Genomic DNA, 15,546 nt, shown 5'->3' on the forward strand with positions numbered 1-15,546 from the left:
GCGTCAGCCCTCGATCGACGACGTGCGCGAGATCTACGAGGTCCGGCTCGCGATCGAGGGCATGGCGACGGTGCTGGTCACCCAGCGCGGCGCGTCGCCCGGGCTGCGCGGCTTCCGCGCCCGGCTCGCCGCGTTCCGCGACCGGGACGACCCGGAGGCGATCGAGCGGATGCACCGGGTCGGCTGGGACTTCCATGACGCGATCGTCGCGGCGACCGGCAATCGGCGCATGCGCCAGATGTACGAGGCGTTGCGGATGCCGATCATGGCTCTGCGCTCGGGCCGGCCGGTCGATGCGGAACAGGCGCGCCGAAGCCTGGTGGAGCATCTCGCGATCCTCGATGCGATCGAGGCGGGCGATGCCACGCTCGCGCAGCGTCGCATGAGCGATCACCTCGCCGGCGTTCTCGAGGCGCGCGTGCGCCTGTCCACCTCCGGCGTGCTGGCGCTCGCAGCGATCGAGCCGCCATCGGCCGGAACCCAAGCCGGGACACAGCAATCCACCGCCCGCAAGAGGAGAGGCTGAGATGAACGGGAGACTGATGTATGTGGCCGCCGCGTTGGCGCTCACGGCCCTGGCGCAGGACGCTGCGGCGTCCACACTCGACACGGTGAAGCAGCGCGGCTCGCTGATCTGCGGCATCCATGGCGGCCGGGCCGGGTTCTCGGTGCTTGACAGCCAGGGGCGCTGGACCGGGATCGACATCGACACCTGCCGTGCCGTCGCCGCCGCCGTGCTCGGCGATGCGTCGAAGACCCAGTTCGTCCGCACCACCGCGCAGAGCCGCTTCCCGGCGCTGCAGACCGGCGAGATCGATATCCTCACCAACAACGTCACCAAGACGCTGATGCGCGACACGAGCCTCGGCTTCGATTTCGGGCCGATCACGTTCTACGACGCCCAGGGCTTCATGGTGCCGCGCGCGCTCGGCGCGACTACCGTGAAGGACCTGAACGGCGCGACGGTCTGCGTCGCGCCGGGCTCCACCTCCGAGAAGGTGGTCGCTGATGTGTTCCGTCAGCACGGCATGCAGTACCGCGCGGTCGTGATCGACAAGCCGCAGGAGCTCTCGCAGGCGTTCTTCTCCGGCCGCTGCGACGTGAACGTCCAGACCACCTCGGGGCTCGCCTCGCAGCGTTCGATCTTCGCGGCCAATCCGGACGACTTCGTGTTCCTGCCCGAGATCGCGGGGAAGGATCCGATGGGGCCAGTGGTGCGGCACGGCGACAATCAGTGGAAGGACATCGTCACCTGGGTGGTCTACGCGATGATCGAGGCCGAGGAGGCGGGTGTGACGTCGGCGAACGTGGACAGCTTCAAGGACACCACCGACCAGAACATCCGCCGCCTGCTGGGGCTCACACCGGGCCTCGGCCGTGCCCTCGGGCTCGATGACCAGTGGGCCTATCGGATCATCAAACAGGTCGGGAACTACGGCGAGGCGTACGAGCGCAGCTTCGGCGCGCAGTCGGCGCTGAAGCTGCCGCGCGGCATCAACGATCTCTGGACGCGCGGCGGGCTGCTCTATTCGCCGCCCTTCAACTGACGGACGCGACCGGGCCGGCGGCACTCGCCACGGCCCGGCCGATCGACCGCGCCACGCACATGGCGATCACACAGGACGTCGCGGAGCAGGCCCACCGCACGGAGCCAGCACGGCGGGTCGGGCTCGACCGCATCCTGCATGATCGACGCGTCCGAGAGGCCGTGCTGCAACTGCTCGTGCTCGGCGCGGTGGTCGGCCTGTTCGGTTTCCTGATCGCCAATGCGGCCCAGGCGCTGCGCGCGCGCGGGATCGCCTCCGGCTTCGGCTATCTCGGACAGGAGGCAGGGTTCGGCATCGGCGAGACGCTGTTGCTCGACTACGCGCCGTCCGACACCTATCTGCGCGCGTTCCTGGTCGGGCTGATCAACACGCTTCGGGTGTCGCTGCTGTCCATTGTTGCGGCGACGCTGATCGGGCTGGTGTTCGGGCTGATGCGGCTGTCGTCGAATCTCGGGGTCGCCAAGCTTGCGGCCGCCTATGTCGAGCTGTTCCGGAACACGCCGCAACTGCTGCAGATCGTGTTCTGGTACGCGGTGATGACGCGCCTGCCCGGGCCACGCCAGGCGCTGTCGCCCGGCGCGGACGTCTATCTGAGCAACCGCGGCCTCAAACTGCCCTGGCCGGTGCCGCATGACGGCTTCACCTGGGCGTTCGCCGCGCTGCTCCTCGGCGTCGCCGGTGCCGTGCTGCTGACGCGTTGGGCACGTCGGGTGCAGGCGCGCACGGGCGCACGGCCGGCGATCGGGCCGTGGCGTCTCGCGCTGATCCTCGGTCTGCCGCTGCTGGCCTGGGCCGTCACCGGCGCGCCCACCGCGCTCGAACGCCCCGCTCTGCGCGGGCTCAACTTCACCGGCGGGGTGACGATGTCGCCCGAGTTCATCGCGCTCTTCCTCGGGCTTGCGCTCTACACCGGCGCCTTCATCGCCGAGATCGTGCGCAGCGGCATCCAGTCGGTCGGCCGCGGCCAGGTCGAGGCGGCGCGCTCGCTCGGCCTCGACCAGGGCCAGATCTACCGCCTGGTGCTGCTGCCTCAGGCGCTGCGCGTGATGATCCCGCCGACCGCGGGCCAGTATGTCAGCCTGACCAAGAGCAGCTCGCTCGCGGTGGTGATCGGCTATCCCGATCTCGTGAATGTCTCGAACACGACGCTGAACCAGACCGGCCATGTCGTCGAGGCGCTGCTGCTGATGTCGGTGGTCTATCTGCTGATCAGCTTCTCGATCGCGGCGGCGATGAACCTCTACAACCGCGCCGTCGCGATCAAGGAGCGTTGAAGCGTGCTCACCGCAGCCCGATCGTCGCCGCCGTCCGGCGCGATGTCCTGGTCCGGATGGCTGCGCGCGAACTTCTTCGGTTCGGTCACGTCCTCGATCCTGACGATCATGCTGGTGGCAGCCGCGATCATGACCGTCCCGCCGCTGGTCCGCTGGGCCGTCCTGGACAGTATCTGGATCACCGAGGATCCTGCCGCATGCCGCGCCGCTTCGGGCGCGTGCTGGGCGGTCGTCGCCGAGAAGCACCGCGTGATGCTGTTCGGCACCTATCCGTACGACCAGCACTGGCGCGGCGTGCTGGCGATGGCGATCGTCGTTGCGCTGATCGCCGTGCTGACGGTGCGACGGTTCCACTCGGCCGCCCTGCTCGTCCTCTGGCCGCTGGGTCTTGCCGCCGCATTGGCAGTGCAGTTCGGGGGTTTCCTCGGCCTGCCCCATGTGCCGACCGCACTCTGGGGCGGACTGCCGCTGACCTTGTTCATCTTCGTCGGCACGGTGATCGGCGGGATGCCGCTCGCGGTCCTGCTGGCGCTCGGGCGCCAGTCGCGGCTGCCGGTGATCCGCCGCCTGTCGATCGGCTATATCGAGACGATCCGCGGCATCCCGCTGGTCAACATCCTGTTCGTCGCCGCCCTGCTGTTCCCGCTGTTCATGCCGGCCGGGGTGAACTTCGACAAGCTGCTGCGCGCGCAGGTCGGCATGATCATGTTCTTCGCCGCCTACACGGCCGAGTCCGTGCGCGGCGGCCTGCAGGCCATCCCGCGCGGGCAGTTCGAGGCGGCAGACTCGCTTGGCGTCTCGGCCTGGGAGCGCACCGTCAGGATCGTGCTGCCGCAGGCGCTGCGCATCGTCATCCCGCCGATCGTCAACGACGTGATCCGGGCGTTCAAGAACACCTCGGTGCTGCTGATCATCGGCCTGCTCGACGTGCTCGGCGGCACCATGGCCGCGCTCGAGGACCCGCACTGGTCGCGCTTCTATGTCGAGGCCTATCTGTTCATCGCGCTGCTCTACTTCGCGTTCTGCTTCACCATGTCGCAGTACAGCCAGAAGCTGGAGGCCGAGCTGAAGACCGGACGGAACTACTGATGGCGCCGGGTCCCCTGATCGCGATGGAGGGCGTGGTGAAGCGCTTCGGCACGTTCCGGGCGCTGAACGGCGTCTCGCTCCGCGTCGGCCGCGGCGAGAAGGTGGTGATCTGCGGCCCGTCCGGCTCTGGCAAGTCCACGCTGGTTCGCTGCATCAACCGGCTGGAGGCGGCCGACGAAGGCGCGATCACGGTGGACGGGATCACGCTGGACGACGACCTGCGCAACATCCGCGCGGTGCGGCGCAAGACCGCGATGGTGTTCCAGACCTTCAACCTCTTCCCGCATCTGACCGCGATCGAGAACCTCACTTTCGCGCCGATCTCCGTGCTCGGCCTTCCGCGCGCCGAGGCCGAGGCGCGTGCGCTGCGCTATCTGGAGCGGGTCCGCATCCCCGAGCACGCGGAGAAGTATCCGGGCCAGCTCTCGGGTGGTCAGCAGCAGCGGGTGGCGATCGCGCGCGCGCTGGCGATGGAGCCCGACATTCTGCTGTTCGACGAGCCGACCTCGGCGCTTGATCCGGAGATGATCAAGGAGGTGCTCGACGTGATGACCGATCTCGCCGGCGAGGGCCGCACCATGCTGGTGGTGACGCACGAGATGGGCTTCGCGCGCGCGGTCGCCGACCGCGTGGTGTTCATGGACCAGGGCGAGATCGTCGAGGAGGCCCCGCCCGGGCAGTTCTTCACCGCGCCGCGGAACGAGCGCACCAGGCGCTTCCTCGGTCAGATTCTGCGCCATTGACGCGCAGCGTGCGCTGCCGGCAGATGCCGTAACGACACCAGAAAGCCAGACGCGAGGACCGCCATGGACACCGCCACGCTGAAGCCTTCTCCCGCGAGCGAGAGCTTTGCGGCGATCCGCGCCCGTTTCCCGGCGGCGCGCGAGTGGACCTATCTCAACGTCGGCTCGCGCGGGATCGTCTCGGACGGCACGCGGCAGGCGGCTGCCGAGCTGATCGACGGGCATTGGCTGGTTGATGTCGCGAAGGAGACGATCAACCCGCTGCTCGCGACATGTCGGAGCGAGTTCGCGCGCATGATCGGCGGCAGGCCGGCCGAGGTCGCCGCCACCAAGAACGTCTCCGAGGGCCTCAATGCGGTGGCGACCGCGCTCGACTGGCAGCCCGGCGACAACGTGGTCGTATCGGCTGACCTGGAGCACGCGAACAATATCTATCTCTGGTACGGGCTGCGCCGGCTGGGCGTGGAAGTCCGAGCCGTCCCGCCGCGCGGCACCGAGATCGACGCCGAGGGACTCGCCGCGGCGATCGACGCGCGCACGCGCATCGTCACGGCGGCGAGCGTCACCTTCACGCCGGGCTTCCGAACCGATCTGGCGACAATCGGGCGCGCTGCGCGCAGGCAGGGCGCGCTGTTCCTCGTCGACGGCGTGCAGAGCTGCGGAGTGCTGGAGCTCGACGTCGAGCGCGAGGCCATCGATGCGTTGGCGACCTCCACCAGCAAGGGTCTGCTCGGTCTGATGGGGCTTGGCTTCCTCTGGGTAGGCGATGCCTGGCTCGAGCGCCTCTCGCCGGCCTTCGTCGCGCGGACCAGCATTGCAACCTCCGGCCACTACTCCGAGATCGAGAGCGTGGACTTCCGGTTTGCCCCGACCGCGGAACGGTTCGAGGTCGGCAATCCGAACTGGGTCGGGATCGCAGCTGCGGCGCAGGCGATGAAGGAGATCAATGCGGTCGGCGTCTCCCGGGTCGAGCCGCATGCGCTGGGGCTCGCCGAGGCGCTGCGGTCCGGACTTGAAGGGCTCGGCCTGCCGGTGCAGCGCCCGTCGGATGCGCGCGCGCTCAGCCACCTCGTGACGATCGGCGAGCGCGGCGCGGGCGACGCCTACGCGACGCGCAATCCGACGCTCAATCGGCTCGCGAGTGCGCTTACCGAGGCGCGCGTGCGCTTCTCGATCCGCCGCGGCCTCCTCCGGTTCGGGTTCCACATGTACAGCAACGAGGATGACGTGGCGAAGGTCGTTGCGGTCGCGCAGGAGAGCCTTGCGGGGCAGCGCTAAAGCAGTTTTCTTTCATTTCGGCTGAGATCCCGCGGCTTTGAAATGGTGTGTGCATTCGGACGGCGAGAACGGTGGCAGTGCGTTGCCGCCCTCATGTGACCTGCGCGCGGGGGTGCTTGCGTCGACGCGGTGTGCTTTGATTCGCTTCCGTCCCCTGATGACGGAGGCGTGGATGGCACGGCGTCGGATCGGTCAAGAGGATCTCATTGCGCGGTCAGAGCCGCGGGCGGCGAGGTCGCTGTCGCAGCTTGCGGGGCTGATCGACTGGGCGGGCGATCGATCGTCGTCGGGTCGGCATCTCGGCACCGGCGGCGCAAGCCGGTGCATGGCTACAAGGCACAGGTGGCGACCGACGCAGCCGCCGGGCTGATCCGCGGCGTCCAGGTCACCACCGCAAATGTGCACGACGCGGCCGAACTGGCGGCGGTGCTGCCGCCGGAGCCCGGCGGGGTCTACGGCGATTGCGCCTTTGCCGGTCGCGCGGCCGAGCGTGTCATCATCGCGGATGGTGGCACACCGCAGGTCGTGCACACCGTCCCCTGAGGCAGGCCGGATGCGCTGGCTCGGCCTCGGCAAGGTCGGGCTCCAGGTCAGGCTCGCCGCGTTCGCCTGCAACCTGCGTCGCACCGCGACGCTGATCGGCGCCGCCGCTTGAGACAGGCGGACCCTGTCCGCAGCCGGGCCGGCGCAGGCGAAACCAGCGAGATCACTCCGATCGCAGCCAAACCCGCGCATCCATCCCTACCGTCTCTGCCTATCTCTGCGGACTTCAACGCCGACCCCACTCCCGCGCACAGGTCTCATCACCCATACCCACGGTCATACGGTGGATTCACGTGGTTGTCGCAACACTGTGGCGGAGGGTGCTGCGATGACGGGTCGACGGCGTTCGGATCGGGCTCTGCGAGCGAAGCTGCATTCGCCGGGGCGGCCTCCTGTGGCGCGGCAGGAGGATCGGCGACGGTTCTGGGCGCTGGTCGCCGAGGGGCTTTCGAGCGATGACGCGGCGATGGCGGTTGGAGTCTCGCAGCCGGTCGGGTTCCGCTGGTTCCGGGAGGCGGGCGGAATGGCACCAGTCGTCACGCCTGACCTGAACCGGGGGCAGGCGTCGGAACAGTCGCCGGGCTATCCCACCGAAGCCGGCAGCCGCACCAGGTTCGCGACGTCGCCGCCGGCGAAGAACGCCGCCACGTTTCCGAGTGCGGCCGAGAGTTTCTCCTCGAACGCATCGAGCGTGCCGGCGCTGATATGCGGGGTCAGCACCACGTTCGGCAGAGACAGGAGCGGATGGTCGGCCTGCGGCGGCTCGGCCTCGAACACGTCGAGCGCGGCGGCGAGCAGGCGCCCCTCGCGCAGTGCCGCCGCAAGCGCGGCCTCGTCCACCAGCCCACCGCGCGCGGTGTTCACCAGCACCGCGCCAGGGCGCATGCGCGCGATCGCTGCCGCATCGATCAGGTTGCGGCTCTCCGCCGTCACCGGCAGGTGCAGCGTGACGATCTCGGCTTCCGCGAGCAGCGCGTCCAGCGACGCTGCACGGCGCACCTTGAGACGCGCCTCGTCCGCCGCCGCCAGCGTCACGACGGGATCGAAGTAGATGCCCGTCGTGCCGAAGGCGGCAAAGCGTTCGGCCGCCGCCTGGCCGATCCGGCCGAAGCCCACATAGCCGACCACGCGGCCGGCGAGATTGCGTGACACCGGCCGCAGTGCGTTCACGTGCCACCGGCCGCGGCGCAGCTCGGCATCCGCGAAGGGCAGGCGGCGAAGTCCCGCGAGTGCGAGCAGCACGGTCATCTCGGCGACCGGCAGCGTCGTGCCCTGCGGCGTGGTGGCGAGCGGGATGCCGCGCGCGGCCAACCCCTGCCACGCCACCGTGTCCTGCCAGCCCACGCCCTGGTGCTGCGCGAACCGGAGCCGCCGCGCCGCCGCCAGATGCGCCTCGGTGAAGGGGCTCGCTGCCACCACGACCGCCTCGGCCTCGGCGGCGAGCGCGAGCCGCTCCGGCTCGTCGCCGGCGGCGAGCGTCAACAGTTCGAGCTCCGGCGGGGCGAGCCGGTGTAGCAGCGCATAGAGTTCGGGCGTGCCGACGCTCCAATAGGCGACGCGATGGCTCATGTCAGTCCACGAACCTGACGTCGGGACGCGACAGGCGCTCCTCGAGCCAGCCGGGCACCTTGGCGCCGCCGCGCACGGTCGCGTCCATCTCCGCCTCCTTCCTCCCGATCGCCGCGAGCTCGGCGCCGACCGCGGCCACGGTCGCGCGCGGCACCACGACCACGCCGTCGCCGTCCGCGACGACCAGGTCGCCCGGCGCCACGATCACGCCGCCGAGCACGATCGGCAGCCCGATGATCCCAGGCCCGTCCTTCTGCGGCGAATTGGGCGTCACCCCGCGCGCGAACACCGGGATCCCGACCGCATCGAGGCCGGGGATGTCGCGCACCACGCCGTCGGTGACGCAGCCGACGATGCCGGCGTTCTTCGCCATGCCGATGAGGATGTCGCCGGCGACCGAGGCACCCTCGAAGTCCTCGGTCGCGACCATCAGCACGTCGCTGTGCTTGGCGAAGCGCAGCGCGGCATAGGGGGCGAGGTTGTCCCGGCCACGCGACCATACGGGCAGCGCGGTGCCGACGATGCGCACGGCCTTCGTCACGGCACGGATACGATGGTCGATCGCGCCGCGCCGCGCCTGCGCGTCCACCACCCAGCCGGTCGGCGCGTCGCGGAACGGCGCGATCTCTGCGTCGGATGGCCGCGGCCAGTCACGACGGATGGTGAGCGCAGGAGCGTCTGCCACGGGATGTCCTCTCAGTTCTCGACGGTGATGTTGCCGCGCTTGATCACCTCGGCCCATTTGGCGCGCTCGCGGCGCTGGAACGCGGCGAGCTCGGCGGGCGTGGAGACGACCAGCTCGTAGCCGAGCTGCTGCATGCGCTCGGTCACGTCGGGCTGGCGAGCGGCCTTCGCCACCTCGGTGTGCAGCCGCTCGACGATCGGCGCGGGCGTGCCGCCCGGTGCGTAGAACGCAGCCCAGGTGTACGCCTCGAAGCCCTCGATGCCGGCCTCCTGCATGGTCGGGATCTCGGGCCGCGCGCGGGCGCGCTCGAGCGTGCCGACGCCGAGCGCGGTCAGCCGACCGTCGGCGATGAACGGCACCGCGGGCGGCAGCGCGTCGAACATGAAGGTGACGCGGCCCGCGACGAGGTCGGTCAGCGCCGGCGAGGAGCCGCGATAGGGCACATGGGTGACATCGACACCGGCGAGCTGGCGGAACAGTTCGCCGGCGAGATGCAGCGGCGCGCCGACGCCGGAGGAGGCGAAGGCGTGCCGGCCGGGCTCGCGGCGGAGCAGATCGAGCAGTCCCTTCACGTCGCGCACGCCGAGCGACGGCGGCACCAGCAGCACCAGCGGCACGCGCGCGATCAGGCTGATCGGCGCGAAATCCCGGTCCGGGTCGTAGCGCAGATCGGGCCGCAGCCCTGGCGCGATCGCCTGGGTGCTGACCGTGGTCATGAACAGCGTGTAGCCATCGGGTGTCGAGCGCGCGACCGCCTCGGCCGCGATCGCGCCGCCCGCACCGGGCCGGTTCTCGACCAGCACCGGCTGGCCGAGCCCGGTGTGCAGGTGCGGAGCGACCAGGCGCGCGACGATGTCCGGCACGCCGCCCGGCGCGAAGGGGATGAGGATGCGGATCGGCCCGGTGGGCCATGCGCCTTGCGCCTGCGCGGCGAAGGGCGCGAGCGCCGCGACGGCAAGCGCGGAACGGCGGGTGAGTGCGGTCATGGGGTCCTCCCTCAGTTGAGTCTGTGGCCGGTGGTGGCGTCGAACAGATGCAGCGCGTCGTCGGGCGCGAGCAGCGCGATCCGCTCACCGAGACCGGCGGGCGCTGTGCGGCCGGCGCGCAGCATGAGTTCGCGCTCCACCCCCGGCAGGCGGATGGACAGGATCGTCTCGGCGCCGAGCGGCTCGACGGCGACGACCTCGCCCACGAGCGGTGCGTCCGGGACCGGCACGAGATCCTCGGGTCGGACGCCGAGCGTGACGGGGCCGTCCGGCACCGATGCAGGACGCCTCAGCGCGGCCGCGCCGAGCCGCACCGCGCCACCCACGACGGTGGCGGGCAGCAGGTTCATCGGCGGGCTGCCGAGGAAGCCGGCGACGAAGGTCGTGGCGGGGCGGTGGTAGACCTCCAGCGGCGCGCCGATCTGCGCGACGCGGCCGTGATCCATGATGCAGATCCGGTCGCCCATCGTCATCGCCTCGACCTGGTCGTGCGTGACGTAGATCATGGTCGCGCCGAGGCGCCGGTGCAGCCGCGTGAGCTCCTGGCGCGTCGAGGCGCGCAGCGCGGCGTCAAGGTTCGACAGCGGCTCGTCGAACAGGAACACCTTGGGGTCGCGCACGATCGCGCGCCCGACCGCGACGCGCTGGCGCTGGCCGCCCGAGAGCGCGTGCGGCCGGCGCGCGAGGAACGGCTCAAGGCCGAGAATGGCCGCGGCGTCACGCACGCGGCGGTCGATCTCCGCCTTGGGCATGGAGCGGCGGCGCAGCCCGAACGCCATGTTGTCGTAGACGGTCATGTGCGGATAGAGCGCGTAGGACTGGAACACCATGGCGATGTCGCGGTCGCGCGCAGGCACCTCGTTCATCCGCGCGCCGTTGATCGCGAGTGTGCCCTCGGTGATCGGCTCCAGCCCGGCAATCATGCGCAGCGTGGTGGACTTGCCGCAGCCCGACGGCCCGAGCAGGACGAAGAACTCGCCATGCGCGATCTCCAGCGTGACGTCCTGCACGGCGGGGGCGCCGCCGCCGGCGTAGCGCTTGCCGAGACGGTCGAGCGTGACGGTCGCCATTACTTCACCGCCCCCGCCGTCATGCCCTGGATCAGCTTCTCGCTGAAGATCGCGTAGATCAGCACCACGGGCACGATGGCGATCATCAGCCCAGTGGCGATCATGCCGTAGTCCTCGAGCTGATCGCCCATGAACTTCTGGATTCCCAAGGGCAGCGTGCGCTTGGCGTCGTCGGCGATCAGCACCACGGCGTAGAGGAACTCGTTCCAGAGCAGGATGGTGTTGAGGATCACCACCGTGGCGATCGCCGGCATCGCCACGGGAAACGCGACCTTCCAGAACGTCGCCCACTCCGAGTAGCCGTCGATCCGCGCGGCGTCGAACAGGTCGGCCGGGATGCGCGCGAAGAAGCTCTCCAGGATGTAGACCGTCAGCGGCAGCTGCACCGCGGCATAGACGAGCGTCAGGCCGACGCGCGTGTCGTAGAGCCCCATGTTCGCGAGCGTCTGGAACAGCGCGATCACGGTGATCTGCGGCGGCAGCACGATGGTCGAGAAGATCAGCAGATAGACCACGCGATTGCCGGGGAAGCGGTAGCGGGCGAGCGCGTGCGCCGCCATCGCGCCGACCGTGGTCACGATCGCCACCGCCGAGAACACCACCATGATCGAGTTGGTGAAGTAGGCGTCGTAGCCGGAGGTCGTCCAGGCGGTGGCGAACTTGTCGAACCGCCAGGTCTCGGGCAGCGCGTAGGGCGCGGCCATGAACTCCGAGGTGGTGCGCAGCGAAATGGTCGCGACCCAGAGGAAGGGACCCGCGGCGAACATCGTCCAGAGGACAATCACCAGCATCACCGCCGCGCGGGCGAACACGCGCACCCACATCAGTATTCGAGCTTCTGCTGGCGGCGCACCATCCAGGTCAGCACGCCGACGAAGGCCATGACGATGACGAACCACACGGTCGCGATCGCTGAGGGATAGCCGAGATCGAAGGTGCTCCACTCGAAGGCGCGCTTGTAGACATAGGTGGAGACCGTCTCGGTGGACCAGAGCGGCCCGCCCTTGGTCGTGATCCAGACGAGGTCGAAGATCTTCATCTTGCCGACGAAACTGAGCACGAGCAGGTTCAGGATGGTCGGCAGGATCAGCGGCACCATCACGTGGACGAGCTTCGCGCCCCAGCCGCAGCGGTCGAGCTCCGCCGCCTCGATCACCTCGGTCGGCAGGGCGTGCAGGGCGGCGAGCAGCACCACCATGTTGAACCCGGTCCACATCCAGGTGGTGACCAGGATCAGCGCGGGGAGCGCGGTGGCGGTGGTGCCGAGCCAGGGCTGGACCCAGTCACCCAGTCCCACCGCGCGCAGGATCGCGTTCGCCGCCCCCCAGTCGTAGTTGTAGATCCACATCCAGACGATGCCGACAACGACGTAGCTCATCAGCACCGGCGTGAACCAGGCAATGCGGAGGAACCGCGCCGCCGGCACCTTGGCGTAGAGCGCGAGTGCCAGCAGCAGCGCGATCGACACTTCCAGGAACGGCGCGGCGAGCGCCCAGGTGACGGTATTGCGCACCGCGCGCCAGAAGGTGTCGTCCACCCAAAGCTCGGCGTAGTGGGCGCCGCCGACATAGGTCTCGCGCCGCGGCAGCACCTCGTGCACCGAGTTCCAGACCGTGCGGACGACGGGATAGGCGGTGAGGCCGAGATAGAACACCGCGGCCGGCAGGAGGAACGGGATGATCGCGCCCCAGGCCGGCCGCTCGCGCGTCAATGTCACCGTGCGGCCGTGGCCGCGTTCATCTGGCGCACCACTTCATCGACGCTCACCTGGCCCGAGATGAAGGCGTTGTTGACCACCTGGGTGAAGGTGTCGCGCGCACGTCCCTGCAGGATCTGCAGCGGGATGCCGAAGAAATACTCGCTGCCCTCGTTGGCGGCGGCGAGGTCGCGGAAATAGCCGGCGCGCGGTCCGGTCACCATGCCGACATCCACCTTGATGCCGGTCTGCACCATGACGTTCTGAAGCCAGAGCGCGCCCATCTCCGGCGTCGTGAAGGCGTTCAGGAACGCCTTGGCCTTGTCCGGATGGCGCGTGCCCGCGTTGATCACGTAGGAGCCGCCGACCGCGATGGTGCGGCACTTGGGGCAGGCCGCGTTGTCGGGAGCGGGCATGCGCAGGATGCCGAGCGGGAAGTCGGCCGGCTGGCCGCCCTGATCGGGTGGGTTGAAGGCCCGGCTGGTGTACCAGGACCCCATCGGGAAGAGGAGCGTGCCCGGATTGGTGTGGAAGTAGGTGTGGCTCTGGCCGAGCTGCAGCGTGGCCACGCCGGGCGGGAGGGCACGCGCATCGACCAGCGCGCGTACCGCGCGCAGGCTCTCGACCACACGCGGATCGTCCCACTTGATCTCGCCCTTCAGCAGGCGGCCGTAGTCCGCGCGGCCGAGCCGCATCAGCAACGTCTCATGGGTGAGGAACGCGCCGGGGAAGGGGCGGTCGCCGACACCGGCCGAGATCGGCACGATATTGCGCGCGCGCGCCTTCTGGACGATCTCGAGCAGCTGGCCGTGGGTGAACTGCAGGTTGGCCGGAATCTGCGCACCAAGCTCGGAGAGCATCTTCGTGTTGACGTAGAGCTCGACCGTCCAGGCCTCGAGCGGCAGTCCGTAGGGCTTGCCGCCATGGCTCCAGATCTCGCGCGCCCAGGTCTCGACGTTGGCCCAGTTGACGCCCTGCGAGAGGTCGAGCAGGAACCCGTTCTGGATGTACTCGACCTGATCAGGCTCGGCGTAGAACACATCCGGGCCCTGGCCAGCGCGCAGTGCGGTGCGCAATGCCGCATAGAGCGCGTTCTTCTCGTACCAGGTCGCGCGCACGGTCACGCCCGGATTGGCGGCCTCGAAGCGGCGGATCGCCTCCTCGATGAACTGGCGCTTCGGCTGCTCGGCCGCCCAGTGCGACCAGAGCGTGATCTCCTGCGCGGCCGCGGGTGCGGCGAGCCCTGCGGCGAACACGGCAGCGCCGAGCACGCTGCCCAGCATGGTGCGACGGAAAGCCATGACGTCTCCCCTCCTCCGGATCGGGCGTCGTACGCCCGCGGTTGGCAGCAATGGTCCGTGCGCCGGGGCAGACTGTCAACACGATTGTCGATAATTCGTCCGACTCAGCGCGACCAGCGCTGCGCGACCGCGACGACCAGCCAGTTCCCCGGCAGGGCGGCGGCGATCCAGACCCAGCCGTGCAGGCTGCCCGAGGCGATCCCGGAGACATAGGCGCTGACGTTGCAGCCGCCGGCGACGATGCCGCCCCAGCCGATCATCAGCCCGCCGATCACCGCCCCGGCCGCGCGGCCGAGGGTCAGCCCGCCGCGCCGGGCGAACCGGCCGGCCAGCGCCGCCGCCAGCATCGCCCCGGCCATCAGCGCCAGCAGCATCACCGTGGTGCGGTCGGCGAGCAGCGGGTTGAACAGCCAGTCGGCCCGCGTCGGTTCCTGCCACCAGGTCCAGAACGCCGGGTCGTCCCAGCCGAGCGCCTCGACGGCGAGGCTGCCCCAGAGCGGCAGCGCGGCGACGATCGCCCAGGGCCGGCCGGCGATCAGCAGGGTGGCGAGATTGAGCAGGGCGAGCCCCACCGCGCCCCAGAGCAGCGGCCACGGCCCGCGCAGCAGCCCGCCGCCGCCGCCGATCGGCTGCACCGCCCCGTGCTGCCGCCGCTCGAGCGCCGCGGCCGCGACCCAGGCGAGCGCGAGCGCGCCGAGGGTCACCGCGAGCGCCGGCGCCGTGCCGAGGATCCCCGGCAGCGAGACCGCGGGCAGTTCCGGCAGCCCGCCCCAGAGATCGACGGTGAGCGCCGCCGCCGTCGCGCCGACCACGGCGAAGGGCAGCGCGAGCATGGCGCCCGGGCTGCCGGCGCCGGCGGCGTAGCAGGTGCCCGAGACGCAGCCGGCCGCGACCTGCATGCCAATGCCGAACACGAAGGCGCCGAGCACGGTCGCGACGCCGAAGGGGAAGACGAAGCCGCGCGCCTCGAAGCCAAGGCCCGGGGCAGCGGCGAACACGGGCAGGAACAGCACTGCGCCGAGCCCGAGCAGCACGAGTTGCGCGCGCAGGCCCGCCGTGCGCGCCTCGGCGAACAGGCGCCGGAACGCGCCGGCGAAGCCGAAGGCGGCGTGATGCAGCACAAAGCCGAGCCCGGCGCCGACCAGCCAGAGCCAGCCATGCTGCGCGCCTTGCGCGCTGCCGACCCAGGCCGCGCCACCGAGGACCAGCGAGAGCGCCACCGCCACCGCCGGCGAGACCGGCAGGGCGCGCGAGTCAGAGCCTGCAAAGGTGACGCGATCCGGCATGCTGGTCCCGGTCCTCCGTGCCGTGGCGGACCGTCTATATGGGGATCGCCGGCGCCATCAATCCCGCCGCCGGCACATCGCGGCGACCCGCCGGCCTCAATCCGGGTCCGGTCGGCGGACCAGGATCTCGCGCTTGCCGACGTGGTTCGGCGGCCCGACCACGCCCTCCTTCTCCATCTGCTCGATCAGCTTTGCGGCGCGGTTGTAGCCGATCTGGAGATGGCGCTGGATGAAGCTGGTCGACGCCTTGCCCTCGCGCGCCACCAGATCGACGGCGCGGTCGTAGAGCGACGTCTCGTCGCTCTCCTCGCCGGCGAGCGGCCCGCCCAGGCCGGGCAGCGCCGTCTCGCCCGCGCCGGCCGAGGCATCCGCCTCGGTCACCTCGTCGAGATACTCGGGCTCGCCGAGTTCCCGCAGATGCGCCACCACCGCCTCGACCGCGCTGTCCGCGACGAACGGGCCGGGCACACGCATGTTGC

The 15,546-nt window shown here is 70.2% G+C and carries 16 protein-coding genes and 1 pseudogene; 8 read left to right on the forward strand and 9 right to left on the reverse strand.

Translation table 11 applies throughout. The annotated features are described in order from the left end of the window. The 8 genes and pseudogenes from ACTIFU_RS17140 to ACTIFU_RS17175 form a co-directional block, all read left to right on the forward strand. On the forward strand, window positions 1-526 hold a 526-nt coding region (locus tag ACTIFU_RS17140), incomplete at its 5' end, for a GntR family transcriptional regulator (RefSeq protein ID WP_439579534.1). Window position 527: 1 nt separating this feature from the next. Then, window positions 528-1,547 (forward strand): amino acid ABC transporter substrate-binding protein, encoded by a 1,020-nt coding sequence (locus tag ACTIFU_RS17145; protein WP_439579535.1) that lies wholly within the window; start codon window positions 528-530, stop codon window positions 1,545-1,547. Window positions 1,548-1,606: 59 nt separating this feature from the next. Then, window positions 1,607-2,821: an amino acid ABC transporter permease gene (locus tag ACTIFU_RS17150; RefSeq protein WP_439579536.1), complete on the forward strand. Its 1,215-nt coding sequence runs from the start codon at window positions 1,607-1,609 to the stop codon at window positions 2,819-2,821. A gap of 3 nt (window positions 2,822-2,824) precedes the next feature. Then, complete coding sequence (locus ACTIFU_RS17155; RefSeq protein WP_439579537.1) at window positions 2,825-3,910, forward strand: amino acid ABC transporter permease; 1,086 nt, start codon at window positions 2,825-2,827, stop codon at window positions 3,908-3,910. Then, on the forward strand, window positions 3,910-4,653 hold the full coding sequence (locus tag ACTIFU_RS17160) for an amino acid ABC transporter ATP-binding protein (protein ID WP_439579538.1): 744 nt from the start codon (window positions 3,910-3,912) through the stop codon (window positions 4,651-4,653). Before ACTIFU_RS17155 ends, ACTIFU_RS17160 begins: the two co-directional genes overlap by 1 nt. A gap of 63 nt (window positions 4,654-4,716) precedes the next feature. Continuing rightward, window positions 4,717-5,931, forward strand: coding sequence for an aminotransferase class V-fold PLP-dependent enzyme (locus ACTIFU_RS17165; RefSeq protein WP_439579539.1), 1,215 nt, complete (start codon window positions 4,717-4,719; stop codon window positions 5,929-5,931). Between the two features lie 168 nt (window positions 5,932-6,099). Next, window positions 6,100-6,474, forward strand: a complete 375-nt coding sequence (locus tag ACTIFU_RS17170) for a transposase (RefSeq protein ID WP_439579540.1) — start codon at window positions 6,100-6,102, stop codon at window positions 6,472-6,474. Between the two features lie 328 nt (window positions 6,475-6,802). Then, window positions 6,803-7,006: pseudogene (locus tag ACTIFU_RS17175) on the forward strand (IS30 family transposase); the annotation flags it as partial. A gap of 50 nt (window positions 7,007-7,056) precedes the next feature. Here the strand turns inward: ACTIFU_RS17175 and ACTIFU_RS17180 are convergent. From ACTIFU_RS17180 to ACTIFU_RS17220, 9 genes are all read right to left on the reverse strand, one after another. Next, on the reverse strand, window positions 7,057-8,043 hold the full coding sequence (locus tag ACTIFU_RS17180) for an NAD(P)-dependent oxidoreductase (RefSeq protein WP_439579541.1): 987 nt from the start codon (window positions 8,041-8,043) through the stop codon (window positions 7,057-7,059). A gap of 1 nt (window position 8,044) precedes the next feature. Next, window positions 8,045-8,728 (reverse strand): RraA family protein, encoded by a 684-nt coding sequence (locus ACTIFU_RS17185; RefSeq protein WP_439579542.1) that lies wholly within the window; start codon window positions 8,726-8,728, stop codon window positions 8,045-8,047. Window positions 8,729-8,739: 11 nt separating this feature from the next. Further along, a complete protein-coding gene (locus ACTIFU_RS17190) occupies window positions 8,740-9,714 on the reverse strand; it encodes a Bug family tripartite tricarboxylate transporter substrate binding protein (RefSeq protein WP_439579543.1) in 975 nt (324 codons plus the stop codon). Between the two features lie 11 nt (window positions 9,715-9,725). After that, on the reverse strand, window positions 9,726-10,784 hold the full coding sequence (locus tag ACTIFU_RS17195) for an ABC transporter ATP-binding protein (RefSeq protein ID WP_439579544.1): 1,059 nt from the start codon (window positions 10,782-10,784) through the stop codon (window positions 9,726-9,728). Then, window positions 10,784-11,608, reverse strand: a complete 825-nt coding sequence (locus ACTIFU_RS17200; protein WP_439579545.1) for a carbohydrate ABC transporter permease — start codon at window positions 11,606-11,608, stop codon at window positions 10,784-10,786. The genes ACTIFU_RS17195 and ACTIFU_RS17200 overlap by 1 nt, the downstream gene beginning before the upstream one ends. After that, window positions 11,608-12,501 carry a carbohydrate ABC transporter permease gene (locus tag ACTIFU_RS17205; protein ID WP_439579546.1) on the reverse strand — a complete coding sequence of 298 codons (894 nt, stop codon included), beginning with the start codon at window positions 12,499-12,501 and terminating at the stop codon, window positions 11,608-11,610. The genes ACTIFU_RS17200 and ACTIFU_RS17205 overlap by 1 nt, the downstream gene beginning before the upstream one ends. After that, window positions 12,498-13,781: an ABC transporter substrate-binding protein gene (locus ACTIFU_RS17210; RefSeq protein ID WP_439579547.1), complete on the reverse strand. Its 1,284-nt coding sequence runs from the start codon at window positions 13,779-13,781 to the stop codon at window positions 12,498-12,500. Before ACTIFU_RS17210 ends, ACTIFU_RS17205 begins: the two co-directional genes overlap by 4 nt. A 104-nt stretch (window positions 13,782-13,885) precedes the next feature. Then, window positions 13,886-15,067 carry a YeeE/YedE thiosulfate transporter family protein gene (locus tag ACTIFU_RS17215; protein WP_439579548.1) on the reverse strand — a complete coding sequence of 394 codons (1,182 nt, stop codon included), beginning with the start codon at window positions 15,065-15,067 and terminating at the stop codon, window positions 13,886-13,888. 96 nt (window positions 15,068-15,163) lie between these two features. Beyond that, window positions 15,164-15,546, reverse strand: a 383-nt coding sequence (locus tag ACTIFU_RS17220) for a DNA translocase FtsK (RefSeq protein WP_439579549.1), incomplete at its 5' end; no start/stop codon positions are given.

This window comes from Elioraea sp. (assembly GCF_051860475.1).
Lineage (GTDB): Bacteria > Pseudomonadota > Alphaproteobacteria > Acetobacterales > Acetobacteraceae > Elioraea.